Origin of the sequence: Dapis purpurea BLCC-M126, from assembly GCF_050015975.1 — a bacterium.
GTDB lineage: Bacteria > Cyanobacteriota > Cyanobacteriia > Cyanobacteriales > Microcoleaceae > Trichodesmium.
The window spans coordinates 70258-95984 of record NZ_JBNHER010000235.1 but is presented as its reverse complement, the minus strand read 5'-3'; the positions used below and the strand labels follow the sequence as shown (position 1 = coordinate 95984).

At 35.4% G+C, this 25727-nt stretch carries 16 protein-coding genes and 1 pseudogene; 8 read left to right on the top strand and 9 right to left on the bottom strand.

The annotated features are described in order from the left end of the window. Positions 1-425 precede the first annotated feature (425 nt). The gene (crtH, locus tag ACP6PL_RS21145) at positions 426-1988 is read right to left on the bottom strand and encodes a carotenoid isomerase (protein WP_426547247.1); all 1563 of its coding nucleotides are present in this window, start codon (positions 1986-1988) and stop codon (positions 426-428) included. Positions 1989-2386: 398 nt separating this feature from the next. On the opposite strand from crtH, the gene upp reads away from it, so the two are divergent. The 3 genes from upp (at position 2387) to ACP6PL_RS21130 (ending at position 4057) form a co-directional block, all read left to right on the top strand. Further along, the gene (gene upp, locus ACP6PL_RS21140; protein ID WP_426547244.1) at positions 2387-3037 is read left to right on the top strand and encodes a uracil phosphoribosyltransferase; all 651 of its coding nucleotides are present in this window, start codon (positions 2387-2389) and stop codon (positions 3035-3037) included. Positions 3038-3344: 307 nt separating this feature from the next. Further along, a complete protein-coding gene (locus ACP6PL_RS21135; protein ID WP_426547243.1) occupies positions 3345-3647 on the top strand; it encodes a ssl2009 family thylakoid membrane protein in 303 nt (100 codons plus the stop codon). A gap of 125 nt (positions 3648-3772) precedes the next feature. Next, positions 3773-4057, top strand: coding sequence for a YggT family protein (locus ACP6PL_RS21130; protein WP_094673012.1), 285 nt, complete (start codon positions 3773-3775; stop codon positions 4055-4057). 316 nt (positions 4058-4373) lie between these two features. Here the strand turns inward: ACP6PL_RS21130 and ACP6PL_RS21125 are convergent, their stop codons facing one another. After that, positions 4374-4838 carry a hypothetical protein gene (locus ACP6PL_RS21125; RefSeq protein ID WP_426547242.1) on the bottom strand — a complete coding sequence of 155 codons (465 nt, stop codon included), beginning with the start codon at positions 4836-4838 and terminating at the stop codon, positions 4374-4376. 1044 nt (positions 4839-5882) lie between these two features. On the opposite strand from ACP6PL_RS21125, the gene ACP6PL_RS21120 reads away from it, so the two are divergent. The 3 genes and pseudogenes from ACP6PL_RS21120 to ACP6PL_RS21110 all read left to right on the top strand — a co-directional run bounded on the left by ACP6PL_RS21120 (position 5883) and on the right by ACP6PL_RS21110 (position 9929). After that, complete coding sequence (locus ACP6PL_RS21120) at positions 5883-6695, top strand: chemotaxis protein CheB (RefSeq protein ID WP_426547241.1); 813 nt, start codon at positions 5883-5885, stop codon at positions 6693-6695. Between the two features lie 177 nt (positions 6696-6872). Next, positions 6873-9074, top strand: a pseudogene (locus ACP6PL_RS21115) (CheR family methyltransferase); the annotation flags it as partial. After that, the gene (locus tag ACP6PL_RS21110; RefSeq protein WP_426547246.1) at positions 9063-9929 is read left to right on the top strand and encodes a putative bifunctional diguanylate cyclase/phosphodiesterase; all 867 of its coding nucleotides are present in this window, start codon (positions 9063-9065) and stop codon (positions 9927-9929) included. The pseudogene ACP6PL_RS21115 and the gene ACP6PL_RS21110, both read left to right, overlap by 12 nt. 530 nt (positions 9930-10459) lie before the next feature. Here ACP6PL_RS21110 and ACP6PL_RS21105 read toward each other — a convergent pair. Together ACP6PL_RS21105 and mfd are read right to left on the bottom strand one after the other, a co-directional pair. Then, positions 10460-11083 (bottom strand): hypothetical protein, encoded by a 624-nt coding sequence (locus ACP6PL_RS21105; RefSeq protein ID WP_426547240.1) that lies wholly within the window; start codon positions 11081-11083, stop codon positions 10460-10462. A gap of 390 nt (positions 11084-11473) precedes the next feature. Continuing rightward, a complete protein-coding gene (gene mfd, locus ACP6PL_RS21100) occupies positions 11474-14923 on the bottom strand; it encodes a transcription-repair coupling factor (RefSeq protein ID WP_426547239.1) in 3450 nt (1149 codons plus the stop codon). Positions 14924-15547: 624 nt separating this feature from the next. Here mfd and ACP6PL_RS21095 point away from each other — a divergent pair. Further along, on the top strand, positions 15548-16651 hold the full coding sequence (locus tag ACP6PL_RS21095; RefSeq protein WP_426547238.1) for an alginate O-acetyltransferase AlgX-related protein: 1104 nt from the start codon (positions 15548-15550) through the stop codon (positions 16649-16651). A 1299-nt stretch (positions 16652-17950) separates the two neighbouring features. Here ACP6PL_RS21095 and ACP6PL_RS21090 read toward each other — a convergent pair. Next, complete coding sequence (locus ACP6PL_RS21090) at positions 17951-19777, bottom strand: hypothetical protein (protein WP_426547237.1); 1827 nt, start codon at positions 19775-19777, stop codon at positions 17951-17953. A gap of 585 nt (positions 19778-20362) precedes the next feature. On the opposite strand from ACP6PL_RS21090, the gene ACP6PL_RS21085 reads away from it, so the two are divergent. Beyond that, complete coding sequence (locus ACP6PL_RS21085) at positions 20363-21427, top strand: alginate O-acetyltransferase AlgX-related protein (RefSeq protein WP_426547236.1); 1065 nt, start codon at positions 20363-20365, stop codon at positions 21425-21427. Between the two features lie 183 nt (positions 21428-21610). Here the strand turns inward: ACP6PL_RS21085 and ACP6PL_RS21080 are convergent, their stop codons facing one another. From ACP6PL_RS21080 to ACP6PL_RS21065, 4 genes are all read right to left on the bottom strand, one after another. Continuing rightward, positions 21611-22975, bottom strand: coding sequence for a hypothetical protein (locus ACP6PL_RS21080; protein ID WP_426547235.1), 1365 nt, complete (start codon positions 22973-22975; stop codon positions 21611-21613). Positions 22976-24368: 1393 nt separating this feature from the next. Then, positions 24369-24548 (bottom strand): hypothetical protein, encoded by a 180-nt coding sequence (locus ACP6PL_RS21075; RefSeq protein WP_426547234.1) that lies wholly within the window; start codon positions 24546-24548, stop codon positions 24369-24371. Positions 24549-24775: 227 nt separating this feature from the next. Beyond that, entirely contained in the window at positions 24776-24919 is a 144-nt protein-coding gene (locus tag ACP6PL_RS21070; protein WP_426547233.1) for a hypothetical protein, read from the bottom strand. A gap of 6 nt (positions 24920-24925) precedes the next feature. After that, positions 24926-25384, bottom strand: coding sequence for a hypothetical protein (locus tag ACP6PL_RS21065; RefSeq protein WP_426547232.1), 459 nt, complete (start codon positions 25382-25384; stop codon positions 24926-24928). Positions 25385-25727 lie beyond the last annotated feature (343 nt).

Here is a 25727-nt window from a genome sequence, read left to right as displayed (position 1 = left end):
TTTTAACCAGAGGTAATTATCAATTATCCATTATCAATTATCAATTAATGAACCTTTTTCTTTCTTCTTCCTTAACTACACTATTTGTAACATTTTTTTTTAATGGTATTATACTAAATTACCACAAAATGATTCATAAATTTACTTTTATTCTAACTCTTGACTCCTATATAGCAATCCTCTAATCAGTTGTAATATTGTGGTGGTAGGGACGATTTCGTTCCGAATGCTGTCTCAAACGCGTAATTAGGAGCATAACAAACAGAAATTGCCCGTAAGGATAGAATTTTCAAGGTTAGGGGATCAAATTAACCATTATTAAAACTGTCACGACAAATGCGCGGATTACTATGGGAGCAATTCATAAATTGCCCCTACAAATTCCCACAAAAAATTTAATTCTACAACATTTTATGAAATTGATATTACTTCTTACTTTTTACTTCTTTTAATCCTAAATCAACAGCAACTCTATGAGCACAAGCAAAACCAGAAAATGCTACAGCATTCAAACCTTGACCAGGAAATGTACTATCTCCAACACAATATAAACCAGGTATTGCAGTGCGATTAAATGGCATTCCTAATAAACCTTTTAACTTACGCTGAGGAATAGGTCCATAAGTTCCATCTTCACGATTTAAAAATTTTTGATGGGAGCGAGCTGTTCCTACTTCTATATGATCTAAACCTGCATTTAAACCAGGAAAAATATTTTCTAACCTATTAATAATTCCTTCTGCTGCTACTTCTTTTTTTGCTTCATATTCTTGAATTGATAATTTTTGCCAGTCTTGCATATAACTGGGTGTAAAAGTATGAACAATATGATATCCTTCTGGTGCTAAACTTGGGTCTAATAATGTAGGAATAGAGACAAAAATTGTACCTTCTGGTGCCTCCATTTTCTCCCAATTTTCTAACAGAATATGATGACATTCTGTACCTGGAGGAAATACGGTCGCTTTTACTCCTAAATGCAAGCTTAAAAAACTTGGTGATTTTTGATAATTACTCCGCCATTTCATTTCACTTCGGGGTATATTTTTTTCTGGAACTAATTTGCCAAAAGTATCCCATCTTGTCGCGTTAGAAATAATCCGTTTACCTCGATAAACTTTACCATTAGTTAATTCCACTCCTACAGCTTTTCCGTTGTCGATAATAATTTTTTTGACCCGGGATTTATATTGAATTTCTCCTCCATTTTTCTCCAAACCTTCTACCAATTTTTGCGCAATTTTTCCCACGCCGCCTTTAGGATAATTAATACCTCCATAATGTCGGTCAGAAAATACCATACCAGCATTAATCATTGGAGTTAAATCTGCCGGAACTACTGACCAACAATAACATTCCATATCGATAAATTTTAATAACTGGGAATCATTAATGTATCGACGGGCAACATCTCCGACATTTTGGGGTAAATACTTCAATAACCCTAAACAAGACCCTGGATGTCGAAAAAATGATTTGGAGAGATATTTTAATTCTTCTAAAGATAATAACTCCATAGAATTAAGACAATTAAAGACTGCCCAACATTCATCATAAAATTGCCTAATTCCTTTCCTTTCATGGGGAAATTTTTCAGTTAATTCCTCTATAAATTTTTCATATTTTTGGTGAACTTTTAATTCTAAATTATCTGGTAAGTGATAATGTATTTGTACTGGATCTGGAATTGTTTCTATACTAACATTGACAGCATCTAAAGCACGAGTAAGTAAATTTGTTGTGCCTTTTTTGCCAAAGCCAAATATCATTGATGCACCAACATCAAATGTGTATCCTTTTCTTTCAAAGTAACCGGAACTACCACCAGGAATAATATAACTTTCTAAGACTATAACTTTGGCTCCTTTAGCTACAAGTTGAGTACCTGTAACTAGACCACCTATACCAGAGCCAATTACAATTGCATCATATTCAGGTATTGCCGGAAATTTGTCAACTAATGAGGGAGATGTGATAGATACTGCCATAGTAAAACCTTTAATAATGGATAATGGATAATTGATAATTAATCCCCAGAGGTTTAAAGCCTCTCCTTTATCAATGGATAATTGATAATTAGAGATAGTTTTTATGATCCACTCTCCATTATTCATTATCCATTGTTCATTATCAATTGTTAAAGAGGTAATTATCCATTATCAATTATTTAATCCTGTAATCTTAAACCTTCAATTTTATTTTCAGAGCTGAAATTTTCATACTACATATAGCTAAGAAAGAATTTTTTAGGACATAGACTGATTATGAATCCTTACGCGGAAATGTTTTTCCAACTATTCCCTATTCCCTATACCCTATTCCCTGTTGCCTGCTATATGATAATTTGAACTTAATAAACTAAAAATTTTTTTGGACTTTTGTAATCATGGCTCCACAACTTCGTGTTTATGTCCCACCTCATCCATTGGTAAAGCATTGGTTGGGTGTTGCTCGTGATGTTAATACACCCTCAGCATTGTTTCGCTCTGCAATTACAGAATTAGGTAGATGGTTAACTTATGAAGCGATTCGTGATTGGTTGCCTGTGGTAGAAACAACAATACAAACTCCTTTAGCTGAATGTTCTGCTACTTTTGTCAATCCTCAAGCTCCCATAGTAGTAATACCTATTCTCCGAGCTGGTTTGGGATTATTAGAAGGTGCTCAAACTGTTTTACCTCTCGCATCTATCTATCATTTGGGTATGGTCAGGAATGAAGAAACTCTTGAAGCTAGTTGTTATTTGAATAAGTTGCCCTCCAAGTTTGACCCTAATGTTAGGGTTTTGATTTGCGACCCAATGTTAGCTACTGGTGGTACAATTATGCAGGCTATGGCTGAATTAACTCAGCGTGGAGTTGACCCCACTGCTGTAAGAATTATTTCTGTGGTAGCTGCTACACCTGCTCTACAAAAACTAGGTACTACTTATCCTAGCTTGGCTATTTATACGGCAACTATTGATGAGATTGTAAATGATGTTGGTTATATTGTACCTGGCCTTGGTGATGCGGGCGATCGAATTTTTGGTACTTAGGAATTGGTCATTAATTGATAATGAATCATGGATAATTGATAATGAAAACTCTCTCTAATTATTAATTATTCGGATTTTCTTGCCTCCGGTTTTAGCCAACTGGTAACTGATAACTGAAATGACTCGTACTTGATAATTTTGAAATTTTATTACTAATATGTGATGTTTTAGTAAAAAAAAATACTATAATTAAGTATAAGACTTAACCCATAGGAAGCCACTAAAGTTTGTTTTTTTGTAATAAACCGGTTTTTTTTGGGTAACTCCTTAAGTAAAAAGAATATAAATAATTAGCTGTTTGCTAAATATGAGTAATAAAAATGGTTTTGCAAGTGGTTTGATGGCAGGTATAGCAGTTGGTGGCCTGGTAGGTGGATTATTCGGAGTTTTAATCGGAGCAAGGATATCCGATGATACTGATGTAGCAGAAAATTTATTAGATAGCCAAGATCCTGAAACAGAAAAATCCACTAAAGAAACAGAAGCTATAGAAGAGACTCGCCAAAGTTTGGAGGGTAAAATAGCACAGTTGAATCAAGCAATTGATGAAGTTCGCCAGCAAATAGGTTCTGTAAATGGATCTTTGGAAAAGACAGAGCGATCGCTCTGAAGAGTGAAGAATTAGTAGATTTTGTAGATTTTAGAGATAGCTCTGGGTCACTAAATAGGACAAAGCTATGCTAAACTCTATTATAGAACTTATTGTTTGTTTGTAGTTTCACAAAAATAATATTTATGAGTGCTTCAATAGGACTATTAGCCCAGACATTATCAACTTTTGTGAGCATCTATTTAGTTTTGATGTTCATTAGAATTTTGTTAAGTTGGTTTCCTAATGTTAATTGGTATGACCCACCATTTTCTGTATTGAGTCAGTTGACAGATCCTTATCTAAATATATTTCGTTCTATTATTCCACCCTTGGGAGGTATTGACTTTTCTCCCATAATTGCTATCTTTGCTCTCCAGTTTGCAGCTCAAATTTTAACTGGATTACTAGGTAGTATAGCAGTTTATTAATATCTATAAAGCAATATTAATTTCAGTTGTAATATTTTGGTAGTAGGGGCGAATCTCGATTTGCCCCTACATTAGTCATACAAAAGCTAAAGCCTTTTTTATATGAAAAAATTACCAAATTTTTCCTCGCTCAAGCTGAAAAGGTGAGTATTTTGAGCAGACGAGGGCGGAAACATAGATCAACAATTCTTCCTCCTACTCCTACCTCCTCCATAATTCCCATTCCTCGTGACTCCTGACTTCCCCTCCTGGGAGGGGTTAGAGGTGGGTTGACTCCTACCCTCACCCGTAAGACTTTTTCAGCAAACCCTCAATATTAAAATCCCTCAAATTCTTCAATAGTTTGCTCCCACCGAATTTTACTAGGAAAGCCAGATGATTTAAACTGCTTAAGTTTTAAGGGAGTAGGTAGATTTGCTGGTATAGAAACTCTAATTTCAAAATCTGTAGTAGTAAGGGCGGGAATTTCTGGAATTGAACCTAGTCTGGTACGATTTTGCATGACGTTATTGTTATTCGCATCATAAATACGTCCATACACATCAGCATCATACACATTTTTACCAGAAGCATTTTGGGCTTTTCCACTAATGATAAAGCAGTTAGCTCCCATGCTAGAACCACTGCTGATAATTCCTGTTGATAGACTGGGGGGGCAATCTTTGTAGTCTACATCATATAGTTTAATTGGAATTAATGCCCAAGCTGGGCTACTCCACAACCAAGTTACTATGGCAATTAAGCTGGAGATAATAATATTAGGTAAGAATCGCGATCGCATTTAATTAATTTTTAGACTAATTATTACATATAACTTTACCTTATCTCAAACAACTTAGCAAAATTATCTATTTTGCTTTAAGTAGCTAGGCATAATTAAATATCACTATGTCATTGCGACTGGAACGGAGTGGAAGGAAGCAATCTCAGGGGTTTGGGCTGCATAAACATATTGATAATATTAAAAAATTATTAATATTTCCTCTAGTTGCTTAATATTTATGTTGAAGGTTAAGTATAAAAAATATTCCTAATAAAGAAGTACAAATATTCCTAATAAAGAAGTACAAATATTCCTAATAAAGAAGTACAAATATTCTGTAGTTTCAACTCTCAGAAATTGGATTTATCACAAATATTAGGATAAATACTTGAAAAGGTATTAAAGCCTCTTCTTTTAAGGAGAGTTAACGAAGTCAGAAGTCAGAAGTCAACCCACCCCTAACCCCTCCCAGGAGGGGAAGTCAGAAGCGAGTGTGTAATTCTGAGGTTCCCGTTTCCTGCGGAAACGCTTCGCGAACAGAATGTAAGACACACTCAAGACAGTTGTTTTTGTAACGGGGATTTATGCCACGCTCCAAAAACATTTCGCCTTAAAAGTCGGGGCTTTAAACCCAATTATTTTGGTAATAATTAATTATTTAACTTCTTCGTTATTTAGAGGATGTTTGACAAGTATAAATTTTGATTTAGATCCCCCCTAGCCCCCCTTTTCAAGGGGGGAAATACAACGGAAAGTTCTCCTTATTAAGGGGGAAATAAAATGGAAAGTCCCCCTTATTAAGGGGGATTTAGGGGGATCAATGACTTCTCAAACAACCTCTTAAAATATTTGTAACATTCTTGTTTGAAACATACCTAAAATGGTGCGTTACATCATTGGGGGCGGGTTTATCTAATCAAATAAATGTGAAAACTCATTCATTTAACGGGGGAACCCGCCTCTACTATTGCAATATCTTAGGCGTGTCACCCCACTACAAGTTTTGAATTAATAACTAATAACTAATAACTGATAACTGATAACTGATAACTGATAACTGAAATGATAGACCAACCCAACCAAAATTTTCCATCTGCAAGCTTTGTGGTAGGTATTGGCGCATCAGCAGGAGGACTTCAGGCCCTCGAAGCCTTCTTTAGCAGTTTGCTACCTGAACCTGGTGCCGCCTTTGTGGTAGTTCAGCACCTATCCCCAGACTTTCGTAGTTTAATGGTAGAGCTGCTACAGCGACGCACTAGACTGCCAGTTTACCTGATTGAAAACGGCATGGCCATTAACATTAATAGCGTATATGTGCTGCCCCCAGGGTTTATAGTCAGGTTACAGGGACAACAATTGTGGTTAGAAGAGCGTCAGGGGCGACAAATTGATTATCCTGTTGACTATTTCTTTTTGAGTCTGGCTCAGGAACGAGGCGATCGCTGTATTAGTATTTTGCTCTCTGGTACGGGGCACGATGGTACTGAGGGCCTCAAAGCCATTAGTCGGGCGGGGGGTGTGGCCTTGGTACAGTCCGAGGAGACAACCCAATTCGGAGCTATGCCCAGTAGCCCCCTAAGTTCAGGGCTGGTGGATGAAATCCTTTCTCCAGAAGAATTAGCCCAGGCAGTCTGTGATATAATTCGCTATAGCTATACTCAGGTATCTCTGACTCAAAATTCTACAAACCTACTGCCTAATGACCAACTGAACCAGATTCTAGATATTTTGCAGAGGCAGGAAAATATAGACTTTTCCTTGTACAAACCAGGGACTTTGAACCGTCGCATCATCCATCGGTTGCTGCTCTCTAAAGTCAATACAATTTCTCAATACATCACTTATACCATTTCTCAAAAACTTTTCTACATTTGATTGAAGTAGGGGAGTAGGGGAGTGGGGGAGTAGGGGAGAAGTAAAAGCAACAATAATTAATGTTAAACTTGCTCAAAAAACACAAAAAAGTAATTACCTTAGTTTAATTACTTAATAACTGAAGTTTCATCCAAGTATAGCGTTATTTTTGGGAATTGGTATTACCTGAATGAGAGTTTGGAAGAAGTCAAAAGTCTGCGACAAGATTTGCTGATAGGTGCTACCCGTTTCTTCCGCGATTCTGAGATGTGGTCTTTGCTGCAAACACAAGTGCTACCCTCCTTACTGGAAAGCTTGCAGCCAGGCAACCCCCTCCGGCTTTGGGTGACTGGATGTTCTACTGGGGAAGAAGCCTATTCTCTAGCCATTGCTATTGATGAGGTGATGCAGAATATGGAGGAAAAACATCCGGTAAAGCTGTTTGCAACTGATATTGACCAGGAGGCTTTGGCCATTGCTTCTCAGGGGATTTATAGTGACAATATTGCTCAGGATATCGGGAGAGAAAGGCTGGAATCTTACTTTGTTGCAGAAGGCTCAACCTATCGGATCAAAAAGTCCATTCGTTCCCAGGTGGTTTTTGCTTCCCATGATTTGACGAAAAATCCAGGCTTTTCTCAGATGCACCTAGTTAGTTGCCGTAACTTACTAATTTATATGCAGCCTGCTTTGCAGGAACAGGTGCTAATGCTGCTGCACTTCTCCCTAGCAAAAAAAGGGATTTTAATCCTTGGACCTTCGGAAAATGTAGGAACAATACCCCATGCGTTTGATGCCATCAATCAGCAGTGGAAAATCTTCGTTAAACGCCAGGATGTTCAACTACCGATCAGTCGTATCATTAAATCTCCAACTGTGCAATCTTCTGTGACAATGTACAAACCTGTAAAATCAGGGCGACCCGTTTACGAGACGTTGCTGAAATCTGTTTGGAAGCTCCGGTTTGGCGACCAAGCAGTCACTTGTGTGATCGTCGGTCAAAATCATCAGGTTATACATATATTGGTTAACACTGCCAAGTTGCTGGAACTTCCCCTGGGAGAAATCAGTACAAATATATTAGATATTGTGCCACAAAACATTAAGACACCCTTGAGTACGGCTTTACATCGGGTAAAGCGGGATAAACAGCCCGTAATCTACAGGGACATCCAGATGTTGGAGTTGCAGTTTCAGCAAAGGATTAATCTTTGGGTAGGGAAAGTCGAGGAGGATGATACCCAATCTGAAATGCAGATAATTGTGCTGTTGGAACTGATTACTAGCGCTGAGTCTCCCATAGCCTCGACAGACTTAGATTTTGATCCTAACTCAGCTATGTCTCTGCAAATTCGAGAGCTGGAATTTGAACTACAGCAAACTCGCGAAAATCTGCAAACCAGCATTGAAGAGCTAGAAACTGCTAACGAAGAACAACAGGCGACTAATGAAGAACTGATAGCTTCCAATGAAGAACTACAAAGCACGAACGAAGAACTACAATCAGTTAATGAAGAACTCTACACCGTTAATGCTGAAAATCAGGAACGCATTGAAGAGCTGACTGAACTTAGTGCTGATATTGATAATCTATTGCAGAGTACCGAGATTGGTGTTGTGTTTCTAGACAAGGATTTGAATATCCGTAAATATACTCCTGCTGCTGCCAAAGTATTTAACTTTCGCGTAGGGGATATTGGGAGACCTCTAACCGAACTGGTAAATTATCTAGATATCGAGAATTTAATATCTCTAGTTCAGGAAGTCGCCAAAAGTCAAAATTACCAAGAACTAGAAGCGACCAATGTCAACACACAAGATCGCTTACTGCTAAGAATTTTGCCCTATGTCCGGGAAGATAGGACAACCAATGGTGTCGTACTCACCCTGGTAATCATTAATGAGCTGAAGAGTATTCAAAACGATCTGCAACGTCAAGCATTTTTTGATATATTAACCGGGTTAGCTAATAGAGCCTTTTTCTTGGAAACTCTCAAATTCTGGATCGCTCGTGTCAGTCGCGATACTTCCTATCAATTTGCTCTGCTATACCTAGATGTGGATAGTTTTAAAGAGGTCAACGATACCCTCGGCCATGCTGCTGGCGACCAACTGCTGGTGGAAGTCGCCGAACGCCTCAAGAATACTGTTCGTCCAGGGGATATGGTATCTCGTTTAGGGGGAGATGAGTTTGCTATTTTGCTAGAAAAAACCACTCACCCGGAAGTAGCAATGGAGGTAGCATCTCGCATTGAATGAGCGATCGCCGCATCTCTCCCTATTGCCTCTTCCCAATTATCGATCACCGTAAGTATTGGTATTGCCTTTTACGATCCACAGGATCAGTGGCAGAGTGACACGGTAATCTTAGAAAATGCCGACATAGCGATGTATGAGGCCAAACACCAAGGACCGGGAAATATGGTAGTCTTTAATTCTTCCATGCGGTCTGAACGGGAAAACCAGGCGGAACTGAAGGCAAGCTTATACCAAGCGTTAGAGCATGAAGAGTTTCTCCTGCATTATCAACCGTTGATACATTTTCCTAGTCGGTCATTGATAGGGTTTGAAGCTTTGGTACGTTGGCAACATCCTCAGCGAGGATTACTTACTCCCGTGGAATTTTTGCCCATTGTTGCAGCTTCCCATCTTATGCCAGCATTAGAAAGTTGGATTTTGAAGTCAGCTTGCCATCAGATGAGTCAATGGAATCAGCAATTTGCTTTAAAGAAAGAATTTCGGATGAATATCAATGTTTCTCCTGATTTTCTTCTGCACTTGAACTTCATCAATAACCTAAATTTAGCTATCAGTGAATCAGGTGTCAACCCTGAGCAAATTTGCCTGGAATTAACAGAAAATTCCTTTATCGGCCATGGCAGTGATGTGGAGGCTCTACTATTCACTATTAAAAGACTGGGGGTAAATATTACTCTTGATGATTTTGGTACTGGATATTCATCCCTGTCGTACCTACATCGTCTTCCCATAGATGAGATTAAAATTGACCAGTCTTTTGTGCAGTCTTTAGATTCAACTTCGTCCCTAGCGAGTATAACCAGGGGAATTATCAGTTTAGCACAGCAGCTCGAACTTAATGTGACTGCTGAGGGGGTGGAAACCTTGGAACAATTGAGGGTAGTACAAGAATGCGGCTGTGAATATGGTCAAGGGTACTTTTTTTCTCATGCTGTTCCAGCGGTAGAAGCGCAGCAGTTGATAGAAAATCCTGAGTATTGGGGAAGTTTATTTTAGAAGAAAGAGGAGTCAGGAGTCAGGAGTTAGGAGTTAGGAGTCAACCCCCCCCGCCCCTCCCAGGAGGGGAGCCAGGAAGGGAAGTCAGAAGTATTGATTAGTAATATAGAATCCGGTTATATTATATGTTCATAATTCTATCTACACTTCAATCTCCCCATCTCCCCATCCCCCCATCTCCCCATCCCAACTATATAACAAGTATTCAACCGGATTTGATATAAGACTGTTAGGATTTTATAACTGGTCAGTTATTTCCGCCATTCTGCAGTAGTAAACTTCTGTCCCATTAAAAACGATCTAATCCTCTCTTAAATGTCCCTTTTTCATGGGTAATATCATGTCCGGATGAACAGTTATAAATAAATTAAGGAGGAGACAGGAGACAGGAGTCAGGAGGAATAGAAGAAATAAGGAGTATATCAGGAGCAGAAAGTTTTTTTATCACTAATTAAACGGACATGATATAAATTCCTGCTAATGAATTATACTATTTTATCAAGCGATCGCTTACCACAAATAATCAGATTTTAGAGACAATTGCAATCATTCTCTAACTCTAACAAACATTGCTGAAATACATAATTTACTACGGCAAATAATCTATCTAAATATTCAATACTATAGCTAGCAATATTTCTGGTAAAAATATCTCCTTTCAATTTCCCAAACTGCCAAACTTGACCATTAGAAACAATACCGAAAATTGTTTGTTCTAAATTGTTATTGATTTTCTGTACTGCGACTAATTCTGCTAAACATTGACCCCATCCTTCTTCAAATTTATCTTGCTTTGCTTCTACTACTAAAAAATAGGGTTTATCAAAAATCATTCTGCCTAAAGGACTGATTTTAGCTACTATATAATCTGGTTGTCCTGAGAGTTTTTCATCATAAGTTAAAGTTTCGTGACTCCAAAGAGTGAATTTTTGATAGTAATATTTCCAAACTTCTTTCAAAATTGGATAGATTAAATTTTCACAAATAGCATATTCTGAACCGTATATAGTTCCATGAGAAAGTAGAAATTCTAACTCTTCTCTAAAATTTTGAGGCACTGGAAATTCTAGTTCATTGATAAAATTTGCAGAAATATATTTTATTTGATATTCTTTGGCGACTGCTGCAATATTTTTGTAATTACTGAATGGCATAATTTAATGGATAATGGATAATTGATAATTGATAATAAAAAGTATCTCTAATTATCAATTTTATTGTGCTTAAATTCTCTGATTAAAAATGTAGTATAAGTTAAGCGAATGCTTATTTCATACATTTTTATTGCTGAGAACTGACTACTTATAGCTGTTTGGGCAGCATTCCGCAGAAAATACTTAAATTATAGCGATCGCTCACCGTAAATACTATATTTTATATAGAATCCGGTTATATAGTATATGTTCATAATTCTATCTAAACTTCAATCTCCCCATCTCCCCATCCCCCCATCTCAACTATATAACAAGTATTCAACCGGATTTGATATTAGATATTTTTTCACTCTTCTCTAATTGCAATAAACTCCGAAACTGCTGTAATTATCAATTATTAATTATTAAAGCTCCTTCCATTTTACTCAACCATTCTATTAAACTTTCCAACTGTTTATCTGCACTTAAAACACCTAATCCTCTGACTATTACTTTACCTTTACTAAAGACAAAACGAGATTGTAAATGACCTGGTAATTTCTCTTTTAATAAATTCCATGCAGGTTCCTCCATTGGTGTTTCTAAAACAACGTGTTGTTTACCCTCTACTTTAATCCGAGAAAAACCTATTTTTTTGGCAATTTGTTTTAATTCCATCATTCTTAATAACTGTAAACCAACTTTCGGAATTGCACCGTAGCGATCGCTCCAATCAATTTCTATTTGACTCAATTCTTCCTGACTATTAGCAGCAGCAACCGAGCGATAGGCACTCATTTTTTGGTCTAAGTCTGGAATATAGTCTGCAGGAATAAATGCAGTCAAACTCAGGTCAATTTGCGTATCATCAACTTGAGGAATTTCCTGACCTTTGACTTCTCGAATTGCCTCTTCTAACATTTCTGTATACAGATCGAATCCGATGGTGTTTACTTGACCAGACTGCTCTGCTCCTAAAATATCCCCCGCTCCCCGAATTTCTAAATCTCGCATGGCTAACTGATATCCCGAACCCAACTGAGTAAACTCCTGAATTGCCCGCAATCGCTTTTGCGCCTCATCTGTCAGGGCGATTCCACCGGAAGCAGTAGTCGGATAAAACAACCACGCATGAGCTTGTACTCCCGCACGACCTACTCTTCCCCGCAACTGATACAACTGGGACAACCCAAATTTTTGAGCATCTTCTATTAATATAGTGTTAACGCGGGGAATATCCAAACCAGATTCAATAATTGTGGTACAAACTAAAATGTCAGCTTCGCCGGCACTAAATGTCAGCATAATTGACTCCAACTCTGCTGCATCCATTTGCCCGTGACCGATATTAATTCTGGCTCCGGGAATCATTTCCCGCAATTTTCCTGCTAATTCTTCAATACCTTCAATGCGTGGTACTACATAAAATACCTGACCTCCCCGATTCAATTCTTGGCGAATTGCAGTGCGGGCAGTTTCGAGATCGTAGGGTGCAAGGTGAGTTTTGATCGGGCGACGCAAAGGGGGTGGTGTAGTAATTAGACTCATTTCCCGAATCCCCGAAAGTGCCATATATAATGTTCGCGGAATTGGAGTTGCAGTCAATGTAAGCACATCTACCTGAGCTTTGAGCGCCTTAATTTTTTCCTTCTGGTTAACGCCAAACCGCTGTTCCTCATCCACTACCAATAACCCCAACTCTCGAAACTGAATAGTCTTACTTAAAATCGAGTGGGTACCGACAATAATATCTAATTCCCCCGTTGCTAACCGCCGTTGAATTTCTTTCTTTTCGTTAGCAGTACGGAAGCGGTTGAGTAAACCTATTTCTATGGGGTAGGGAGCAAAACGTTCTTTGAGAGTGTGATAATGTTGTTGAGTTAAAACTGTTGTCGGTGCGAGAAATGCTACTTGTTTGTTTGCGGTTACTGCTTTGAAAATTGCTCGGATGGCGACTTCTGTTTTGCCGAAACCAACGTCACCGCAAACCAGACGATCCATTGCTCGTTCGCTTTCCATATCCCGTTTCACATCTTGAGTTGCTTTCAACTGATCGGGGGTAGGTTGATAGGGAAATGAATCTTCCATTTCTTCTTGCCACGGGGTGTCGGTAGGAAAACTGTAACCTGTTTTTTCAGCGCGTTGAGCATACAGTTTCAGCAGATCAACAGCTAATTTTTTGATTGACTTACGGACTTTATTTTTGGTACTTTCCCAGGTTTTGCCAGTTAGTTTGTTGAGTTGGGGTTTTTTCTTATCAGTGCTTCTCAACCTTGACAGGGAGCCGAGTTGGTCAGCAGCAACTCTGAGCAAACCGTCAGCATATTGAATTGCCAAATAATCACGGGTTTCATTATTAAGAGTTAGACTTTCTAATTTGACGAACTTGCCAATACCATGTTGGCGGTGAACTACATAATCTCCGGGGCGGAGTTTATTGGGGTCTACTTGTTTGGAAGCAGCTTGACGGCGTTTGCGAATATAGGTGGGAGTGGCGAGAGTATGTTGTCCGTAAAATTCTCTGTCGGTGATAACTGCTAAACGGAATGTGGGTAAAATAAATCCTTCTAATTCTGCTAAACCACTATATTTAAGAGCAACAGGAGTATATTGGGTTTGCAGTCTGTCAATGGCGGGGTAGTCGCGGGGGTTGGGAATAAATTGAGCGGGACAGTCATGTTCCTGGAGTAGAGAGACAGAGCGGGACGGTTGAGCGGAAATGAGAAAAACGGAATGTTTACGTTCCCTTTCCTGGCGCAGATTTTCTGCCAGTTTGGCGTATTGGTGTGGCATAACTGGTAAGGGGCGACTGGCAAGGTTGAGGGTGTAGGGAACTGAGGCAGTAATATTGCTGTTGGTTTCCTTGTTGAGTTCGGATAAATATAGTCTGGGAAAAAGTTCGACTTCTGCTAGGGAGTCGGCAAATGTACGATGAATTTTTGGTAATGGTGAGGATGCTTCGTCCTTGTTGAGTTGTTGCCAATTTTCTTCTACCAGTTCAAACCAGCGATCGCCATGAGCAGCACATTGATCTGGTTCGTCTATGGCAATGAGAGTATTTTCTGGCAGGTAGTCTAAAAGGGAGACAAATGTGGAGTCGGTCATTGACTCTAAATTTCCTAACCCCCAATGACTAAAATCTCTAGGTGTTAAGACTATTTGGGTGATTTTGTCAAGGGAACGTTGGGTAGAAGGGTCAAATTCCCGAATTTGTTCGAGTTCGTCTCCAAACCATTCTAAGCGTACTGGTAATTCTGAGGCAACAGGAAATACATCTATAATATCGCCCCGGCGACTCCACTGACCCTCGGTTTCGACTAATGGGACTCGTTCGTATCCCATCTGGGCGAGTTTTTCATCGAAGGTTTTGGAGTTACTGGTAATGCCAGGGATGAGGGTAAGGCAGTAGGGTTGAAATTGTTTAACTGTAGGTAGGTGGGGTTGGAGCGATCGCTCTGTTGCCACCACGGCCATTTTTGATTTATTGCTACTATTGCCGTTATTGGCTGCATTTTCTGGGGCATTCTCACTCACCAAGTCTGCCAATACCTGCATTTGTCCCCAAATCATTTCTTCTGAGTAGGAGGGTTCGTAAGGGGATGCTTCGGAAGTAGGGTAAAAGTGTACTGTTGGCCATCCTATTGCTTCTAACTGTGCCGCCCACCGCCCCGCCTCTTCTAAAGTTGCAGTGACAATGAGCAAATTTTGCTGTTGTTGTTGGGCGAGGGTAGATGTAACTAAACCTTTAGGTAAACGGGGTGCGCCGTTTAGTTGTAGACATTGGTATTGTTGGAGTTTGTTTAGGAGTTCGGTTGTGAGAGGCGATCGACCAAGTAGTTTAATAATAGATGATAGTGTCATTTCAGTTATTAGGTATCAGTTATCAGTTAGTATTTTTTCCTGTGGAATGCTGGGCAAAAAGAATAACTTCGCTCCAGTTTCATTCGGAAGCTTGAGACCTTATTGTTTTGGTCGTAAGATTTTTAGTAATTTTTATTAGTATGTTATGGCAAGTTTAAATAGGTTGTAATATTTTATCGTAGGGGTTTGGTATCCAAACCCCATTTCTACTTGGGTTTTGCTGATTAAATCTCAAACTTTTAAAAATAAAGTCTTTAGTTTTTTTAGGGTCGAAAAAAGCGCTAGGTTTTCAGTATAAAACGCTCAAAAAAGTTAGGATAAAAGGTAGACAAGGGCAAAAAAATTACTCCCCCCTCCCAGGCAGGAGGTTGCATGCAACCTCCCTACCTACTCCCTACTCTTTAAAAAGATTTTTCCAGCAAACCCAAGTAGGGTTTGGTCTCCAAACCCCTACAGTTTTTTTTCACAAATCATTTATGATTGCTATATATTATCCCAAATTCATAACTTAGTTGTCATTCTATGAGGAATTATTTCCAATTCATTAAACCAAAAAAAATCAAAATCTTTTTATTATTAACATTTACCTGGATAATTATACCTCTATTTTTGGTAGAAATTTTAATGATTGTTTTTGAACCATACCTATTTAAAGGGCTGTATCAATATGACCCAGATTTAGGTTTTCGGGTGAGACCTTATATTAATGGTAATAATCAATTTGGCTTTAATGACCGAGATTATCCCCTCGAAAAAGAGCCTCATAAATTTCGTCTACTGGTTGTTAGTGACTCATTTAATTGGGCGGGTGGAAAAGAGGGAAATTATACGGCTTTGTTGGAGAAAAAGTTTGATAATTATTATGGTCAAGATCAGGTAGAGGTGATTAATGTTGGCTATCCAGGAACTCATACTGGCGAACAATTAGCTATGTTGAAAAAGTACGGATTAAAATATAATCCAGACTTAGTAGTATTAGGCTTTTTTGTCGGTAATGATTTTCGGGATGCCGACCCAGAAAGGAAACGAATTATTGTTAATGGTATATATATAGATATAGATAAGACAGACGAATTAATTATTTTTGGTTATCCGATTATTGGTAAGTCTAGATTGTTGATGTTTTTACAGCAAAAATATAAAGTTTACCAAGAATTACAAAAGGCTAAACAGGATTCTGCTAAGTTGCCAAGTAGTTCTCTAGTTGCTAGTTTAAATTTAGCATCAGCTCCAATTATTGCCAGGGAAAAATCACCTGGAATTTTATCTAAGAAGGCTTTTCTACGGGTAGAAAAAAGTCGGCTCAAGTTTTGTAAGATTAAGGATTTACTTGAAGGTAAGCGGAATGAGAATATCAATTATATTTTTCAGAGTATTTTAGAGATGCAAAAATTACTAAAATCTCGGAATATTGAATTTGTAGTGGCTATTTATCCTGACGAATATCAAATTAATGATGAGTTATTAAATGAAATTTTTGCCGAGTACGATGATTTAAAACGAGAGTCTTATAATTTGACTTGTCAGCAAGAAATTTTGAGCAAGTTTTTAGCAGCTAATGGCATTCCTTATATAGATATGTTGGATAGATTTAAAATAGAACAAAATAACCGTCCTTTATACTTACTGAGGGAACCCCATTGGAATAGTGCTGGAAATTTATTAGCTGCGGATATTTTATTCGATTATTTAGTTAAAGATACAGATAAATTTTTTGGCGATAATTAATGTCTTAAGTAGTTTTGCTTTTAGGCATTTCCTAGTTGAGAGAGGGAACAGGGAACAGATAGTCAATTAGGATGTCTAATTAGGGTTTGCTGAAAAAGTTTTATGGGTAAGGGAGTAGTCAGGAAACAGGAGACAACCCACCCCTAGCCCCTCCCAGGAGGGCAGGGCTGTTTCATTCTCTTAAAAGAGAGATGGGGAGATAGGGAGATGGGGAGATGGGGAGATTTCCTCACTAAAAAGTCGAAAAATCATCAAATTTATCCCACAATCATTTTCGTCCATTAATCAATTATCAGTCATTTGAGCCGTACTTATCAGAATAATTACTTAGGTTTTAGTTAGCTAATTCTTTCAAATTTCAGTAAATTTAGTTGTATTTTGGCATTTTTCTACCTTCAAATCCCTCCTGCACCCAAAAAAGCTAACTTATTGCTTTTTGAAACAGCCCTACCTCCCAGGAGGGGGAGACAGGAGAAATGGGAATTATAGGGGAGGTACTCGAAAAATTATTCCTCAATTTTTCTGCTATAATCATCTCAAAATACTAACATGCATGAAGTTTTTTCACCAAAAAGCTGGTACTTTTTTCAACTAAAAAATGTTAGAGTCTTTATTTGTCAATACCTTCATAATTAATCAGGAACCCCTAATTAATTGTACTTATGAACTCAGAGATTTTCTACCATAAAGTATAAATATTTTAGAAAAAATGACACCGAACAGCTTGCTTTAATATCTCAAAAAAGTGCTTGATAATTTAGGAAAAGAATATGTAATTAATTTTGCTTATGCACTTATACAAATTCGCAAAAGTAATGCTATACCTATTTAACGCTTAAGCTATTAAGTGATTAATACAGCTTAAACACTCTTTTGCTAAATTAAGGTAATTTAAGGTTAATTATTATTATGTTTACTTTTCCCCCACTCCCCTACTCCCCTCCTCAACTAAATAGGGTTGGCTGAATAAATCTCAAAGCATGGGCAGATAAAAGTTTGAGAATTTTCAAGTCCAGAAAAAGTAGGAGATTTTAAGCCAGGGTAAGCTCAAAAAGTTAGTATTTGGGTAAGAGTTAGGGAGGTTGGAGCAAAGGATAATCTTTCTGAGTACCTACTGTATAACTCCCTGTCTTTGTTTACTCTTCACTACTCCCTACTCCCTCCCTTCACCATCAGACTTTTGAGTGCAACCCCTAAATATAGAAAAGTTTTTGAGAAACAGTATTAGGGGTTTGCTTCCTGAACCCCCTACTGAAATTAACTCTAAAAATACAATAATTTTAGCAAATAACTATGAACCTAATTCAAGGTTGGTTGATCGCGAAACAAAACAGTAATATTTTCACCATTCTTATTAACTAAATAAGTACCGGGAATTTGATAAAACTTTGTTGTATTTGTATCTAATGCCCAAGCCTTAACCTTAATATTTCCTTGGGGAAATCTATGAGTTGATAATACTTTTTGCCATCCTGATTTAAAGTATTTTTGACTTTTAAATTCTTTCACAAGATTAGGTCTTGACATTGTCATATCTGCCACAGCAGAAACAATAGATTCACCTTGAGAATTATCATAACTGAGAACTATGGTATCTACTGGTAAATTTGTATCAGTAAATATTGCCCAACCAGTTGCTAATAAGTTATTACCGCCAATAAATTCTAGCTTTTCAAAAGTACCTTTTAATTGTCTGTTATTACTACTATCTACTAAGTATGGAATGCGATTAGTTGTGATTAAACCAGGGTCTAAAAATCCTATTTCTGTTAAGTAATTAGCCTGTTGTTTTATATATTCAAAATAGTAAGAGTCAATTAGATTTTGACAGTTATCATGAGTGAAATCAATTAGTAGTAAACAGCCTTTATATTTCAAAAAATCTTGTTTCCATGACTTCATCTTTTCTACACTATAAGTTAAGTTGTGTACTTGGAAAACAGTTATTATGCCAATAAACCAGCAAATAATTTTTGAGAATAAGCTTTTATTAATTAAAAAATATTCTTTTTTAATAGCATCTTCTCCCACAATTATGATTAAATGAATTATGCAGATAATGATATAGGTTGAAAATGTTGTATATCTTGATGAAAGAGCCTGTTCTATACCAAGTGTTACTCTACCCATAGATGTAACTAAGGCACTAATAACTGTATATGAACCAAGCATAATCCAGCCAATAGTTTTATGCCGTAATTCATATTCTTTAATATGCCATATTACATAACAACAAAAACTAATAAATAGAATAATAATTACTGCACCAAGAATAATTGAATTATTTAGGGGTTGTATACTACTACCAACTCCTAGAGAGCTACCTAAAAATGCTAGAAAATATTGGAAGGTTTGATATGGATATTGAAGTGATTCTAATGGACTAGGGTGAGATAATGGCTTTTGATAATCATGGAAGTAAAAGGTTATATTGGCTATAAATACAATTATCCAAAGTAGATATAAAATTATGTTTTTCCTGATGTCTGACAAAGATTTTAATTGTACTAAAGTTAGGACTGGTAAGACTATTACCCAGGCTAATAAACCATTAGCATAAGAAAAAGTGCTGATGGTTGATAAGACCATACAAATTAAAATTTTGGTTAGATTATTTAGTCTTGAATAAGCAATTAATATACAGGAGGTAATGCAAACTATAGGAGTAAAAACAACTATTTGAATACCCCACAACCAATTTTCATATTGAACAGCAGAAAAGATAAATATATTAGATACTAATGCTATGGTTAGACCTTTGATCTGCGAACCACCTATTGTTAATCTATTTAACAGATAAATATTGACAGAAACTATGCAGGCAAGTAAAAATGTGACTAACATTTCATATCTAATATTCCATTTGGTTAGAAATGCTAGAGCCAGAAAAATTAGTCTGGGAAAAAATTTTCTACTTTCATTGTGTTGTGCTATTAAATCATTGAAAGATAGAGTTCCTTGATTAAATTTTTCAAAGATAGCAGAGATTTGCCATTGGTCTTGAATTGGCACATTGACACTATACTTAAGAATTAGAACTCCTAAAACTATAGCTGGAATTATTGCTAGACATAAACTGATGCCTAAAATTAGTCTATGACTCAATTGATAATTATTTTTTTGCATATTTTTATATAGATTATATTTGGAAAAGGTGTCTTATAGTCCGTTTGGTGGTTTATGAAGTATAGTAGCTTTTTAAAGAGTTTTTGGAGTATCGAATAAAGGTTTCATTTTTATTGTGCTGATTGACTATAATTACTGTACCGTCTTTACAAGAAATAGGCGGTATATCATGTTCATTTGAATGGTGATAAATAATAGGGAACAAGAAATAAGAGTGGAGTAGGGACGTTCTATAGAAATTCCCGATAATTCGATTTGATTTATGACTGATTATCCTCACAGGATATTCATTAGATTTGAAATTTTACTCCTTAAATTTCATCTTCATAATATGTATCTACTTTATGATTGTCAACTAAGCTACTTTGACAATCAAATTTTTGATTCTGATTCTTGAGTAATTTTATACCTATATTTATAAACTGAATTTATAGCTTGAGAAAATTTAGATATACAAATAATTTTGTCTACCTACTCAAAAATATAATAGCTGATAGTTATATGTTATATTAACATCTCAGTGATTAGTAATCTAGGCTAACTTTCCTAAATCTGGTCAAAAGGTTCATTCTTGAAAACTTAATTATGAAAAATATTTTTTCTCTCCTCCGTCAAACAATAATTATTTCCTTAATAACATTTAGCTTAACAGAAATTGCATTCAGAATTTATCACAAAATTAATCCTTCATTTATGTTTTATGACCCCTCATCTTATAATCGCTGGCGAGGAAAACCATTTTCTACAGACTATGATTTTCAGTTAAATTCTAGGGGATTTAAAGATGTAGAATTTACCAAACAAAAAGCAGAAGGTACATATAGAATTATTGGCATAGGTGATTCTTTTGCTTATAGTGGTGTACCTTATAAACATAACTTTTTAACTATATTGGAATCTAAACTTAATCAGGATATTCAGGAACCTATAGAACTAATTAATATGGGAATAATTGCGATTGGACCGAAAGATTATTTATCCCTATTTGTTAATGAAGGATTAGAGTTAAATCCTGATATGCTTTTGCTATCTTTTTATATTGGTAATGACTTTTCTGATAATTATAAATCACAAGAGGATAGAAAATTACTGAAAGTTCAAGATTCTTACGTTTTATCTTTCTTTGATTTTTTGATTAAGGTAAATAGTAAGTTTGAAGGCAACCTCTATCATCATGGCATTGAATATCGAGAAGACTTACCTACTGTACCGGATGATTTTCATCTACAAGAGGCAAAAAAAAGAAGTTATATTTTTATCAAAAATCAGGAAACAACAGATTTTCCAGAACATTTTAATGATGCTTTTGGCGACTTATTAAAAATCAAGGAAATTTGCGATCGCCGAAATATTACTTTAGTCGTAGTATTGATGCCTGATGAGGTACAAGTCATTAAACAATTAAGAGAAAAAGTAGTTGCTAGTTACAATTTTTCTCCAGAACAATTTGATTTCCGGCAGCCTAATAAATTACTATCTCAAGAATTGGATAAACATAATATTTATCATCTTGATATTGTGGAAGAATTTGTTACTGCTGGTTCCAAAACTGCTCTCTACAAACCAAACGATATTCATTGGAATATTGCTGGGAATAGATTAGCAGCAGAAGTAATAGATAAGTATCTCTCTCAGAAATTTTTTCCCTAGTTTTCAATATAAGTAGTTATGCTTTTAGGAATTTTCCAGTTGAGATAGAGAATAAGCAACAGAGAGTCAGTAAAATGTTTAATTAATTTTGTTTATGCACTTATGACTTTCCCTTTTTTTCAATCTTTACTCTTTACTTTCTTCTTACTTCCTTATTACTTATTACTTATTACTTTTTACTTTTTACTCCTTCTTACTTCTTACTTCTTCCTTCTTCTTGGCACTAAGTGTAGTAAAAATTGAATTAGCTACAAATTCAGACAAAATATTTTCTCCAACTTCAGTATAATGGCAACAACTATCTATATAAACTATTTCTTTGGCATCATCTAAAATTTTCACACCATTGAAAAAATTTACACTATTCTGTTTTAAGTTATCTATTTTACTTAAAAGTACGGGATATCCTGATTCTGTTGCTTCTCTAAAAGGACTATCAGAGTCGAAAGCAATTTTATTTTCTGCTTCACTGTATATTCTATTGGTAGGATAATATTGATTTGGTTGTAGAATATGAAAATATAAAATGTTATTGTTGGCAGCTATTTGCTGCATCATTATTGATGTTTTTTGCCAGTGTTCTGCCATTGTTTCATATAATTCTGGTTCTTCTAGTTCTGGGTTTTGTGCATAGAAATAAACGATACTAGCCTCTGTTTCTCCAGCAGCTTGTTGAGCTGCTTTTTTCCTTTCTTTATCAAAAATTTTGACATTTTTGCGATAGGTTGTTGCTAGATTTTGCACATAAATTGATGTAAGAGCATAACAGTAAGCTACTTGACATTTATCTAAAGTTTCTAAAGCATCTTTTAATTTATTCTTACTATCGTTAATTTTTAACATAGCTTGAATAGATTTTGTGGAGAGACTATTATTAGCTATGTTCGTTAATGGTATAACATGGTTGGTACTTGGCATCATAATATCAACAGCATTTTCATTATTTGCTTTAGCTATAGTTACCTCATTAAAACCATCTATATTGACGATCATATCAAATTTCTGACCTATGGAAAGAAAGTAGTTTAATAGTATTAATTGTTGTGGTTGTTTATAGCCTCCTGTTGCTAAAGACAAGATAATAAATTCCTTATCTTCAAATTCTGGAAGTTGCTTTAATTTCTTTTCTAAGATTTGATTCTGAATTTCATATATTGAATAATTCGATGCAACAGAACCACCAAAAATTCCGATTATATATTGATTATTATTCTTCTTTCGATAAGGATAATCATAAGGAGAAATAAAACCAGCAGCATTATATTTAAAACCTTCTCTAAAATCAGGTCCAGGTTTTTGCACATAGCCAAAGTAAGGGTGCAATCTTTCTATTACGGAGTCTTCTAATCTAATTCCTGCTAGGTTGATTCCCATCGGATTTTTATTAGTATTTATATTCTCATTTTCATTTTCTTCTTGATTTTCTTGTTCTTCTCCTTGATTATTTTCCGTTACTTTTTCTCTGATGTAGAAAAATTCTTTATATTTGAAAAAATACCATCCCAGGGAACCTAACTCTAAAAATACAAATAAGAAAATTATATTCATCAAAACGATTTTCCATAGTTCTGAGGGTTTTTTCAAAATACTCAAGTTTTTCATGGCAATTTTATGGCAAGTAATTTAGATGTTTTTTCAGTTTTGCTCCAGCAGAAATACTAGGTATTTCTGACTGATACTCTATTTATCTTCCCATGAGGAATTTTTCTGATTATATAATAGTCTTTAACCTGATTATTTAAAAGATATCTGAAAATAAAATATAGCAATTCCCAAAAAGCGTGAGGTAAAAAGTTTTAGGTTTGAGGGAACAGGGAAAAAGCAACAGGGAACAGAAAAGCAAAAAAACTGTACCTCATAACTTTGGGAATTGCTATAATACTAATTAGATAAAATCCTACTACAGTCATGGGATCAGGAACAGGGAATAGGCAAATAAAAGTCTATTAAAAAAGTTTGATTTTTGACAATTTATTGGAATAAGTCTTGAATTATGTAATATAACAGTTTTCAGCCTTAATGGAAGTACAGTATTTTTTTCTGCTTCCTCTCTACTTCTTAAAATCTAAAATTTGTCTATCTCACCAAGAGTGAAAAACCTTATAGACAGAAATCGTAGATTAATAAATAATTACTTTTTTTAAATTTGCCATAACAAAAGAAAAAAGTTTCAGATTTTTTATGTATTAGAACTTATGTACCTCAACTAGTAAATTTAGTTTATTACCCTAATTATTTCCAATCAGGAACTTTTACTGACAAACTCTGTATCTGTATAATTATTGTGTATTTTTGAAAAATTTAGTAGTTGTGTACAAGTGGTAATATTCTTAAAAAAATAAATTGGCAAGCAAATACTATTCCTCTAAAAATAAAAACTAGATATATTTTCTGTTTCCTGTTACCTTGTGTAGCTGCCTCCACAATAAGGAACTAAGCAGAAATAAATTTTACATTTTTCTTTACTCTCAATTAAAGAAAAATATCAAGAAATAGCTGTTAAAGTTATTTATTCTCAATAGCTAAATCACTAAATATACAGAAATACGCAAAATTTTACCAATCATTTAGAGTTGCTATACCTTTCCAATTTATACTTATTACATAAATAATTTGACATAATTTATCCTACAAATTTATGACCTTCTATATTCCAATGACCTTCACAGGGTTCCGCATTATCAAATCCATATAAACATTTGCCTATTTTTATGCTTTATCTCCTAATGGTCTGACTAAAATATACACTGGAATATTTTCATGTTTACTAAATGCTTCTATTCTTCTATCTGAATAGTATAAATCTGACAAATTATAAGCATTTTTAAATTTTTCACGATATTCTAAGATCGGGATGTACTTGATGAGAATCGCTAATTGCTATAATCATAAAATCTGCTCCATTTTTATATACTTCATCTCTCATTAATGTAATCAAATCTTACGTTACTTGCCAAGCTTTATCCCAGTCATAATTTGATTCAGGTTCTCGATAAAAAGAAATCAAATTTTGACCTTTTTTATCTAAAAATTCACCTGCTTTAGCCTCCATATCAACTTTTATGATTAGCTGTAAAATTCGGGAGTTTCTCACTAACCAAATCGGCAATATATCAACCATTCAAAAAACAGAATGACCTCTTTACCAAGGTTTAATACTACGAAGTGACATATCTGATTATAACTGACCATTTTTATATAGCAATCAGAAATCAGATGTGAGAATTTAAGTGTTTCTTAAAAGAATAGAGTATAGCAGTTATATTATTCATATATATTCATTTTTCCCTCTACCCTGTTCTCTGTTCGCGGTTCTCTATTGCCTAAAAATCTCCAATATCTTACAACTTAAATCATATTGCTATAGATAAAATAAGGTATTAGGTAATCGTGATCTAGAGGGCGATAATTTTTCCGAAGTTCATTAGCAGGATAAAAAGCTAATATGACTAAATCTGGTGCATAATCACAAATATGATATCTTAATGTCATTAATTCTTAAGCTGTTCCATAACCTTGTACACCAAAATTCATTACCTCCACTTTTTTGTCTTTTAAGACATAACATTTTTGTAATTTTTCCTCTATTATTGCACCATAAGTATCTTCTAATTTTACATGGATTGCTTCTGTAAAAAAATCTCCTAATAAAGAAATTATAAATCCATTTTCTGGTTTGGTTTGATTCTGTTCATAATCCCGAAAAGCTTTACTATTCATTTTTAATTCAGAAGGTATACCTCCTCCGAGCCAAAATTCTTTGGCATTAGGATTTCCTACCCAACCTCGATATGGCTCTCTAGTGGTATCTAAAGATTTATTTTCTGATTTTTCATCTGTTCTTGCTGGTGGAAGATGTTTAATTCCTGCTATTGTTAATCCTATTTCTCCCAAGATCACAGCAAATATAAATGCACTTATTTTTATTGCTAGATTTACTACTAAATTTGCTTGCATTTTAATTTATTTTGCTAATTTTCCACTTTTCTTTTAATCAAACTTTTGTTCTAGCTTTCTCAGTTTTTATCTAGCATTTTTCCGGGGGTAGAAAAATTTTTACTAAGATAAACTCCCGCTTACTCTAGTTAAATCTTGCCATCTACCTTATCCATTTACTGCTGAATTTTATTTACTTAATCATCAGAGTTTCAATCCAAGCTTCTCTCTAGCTTTCTCAGTTTTTATCTAGCATTTTTCTGGGGGTAGAAAAATTTTTCTTCTGGTCACTCTAGTCAAATTTTGCCGTCTACCTTATCCATTTACTGCTGAATTTTATTTACTTAATCATCAGAGTTTCAAT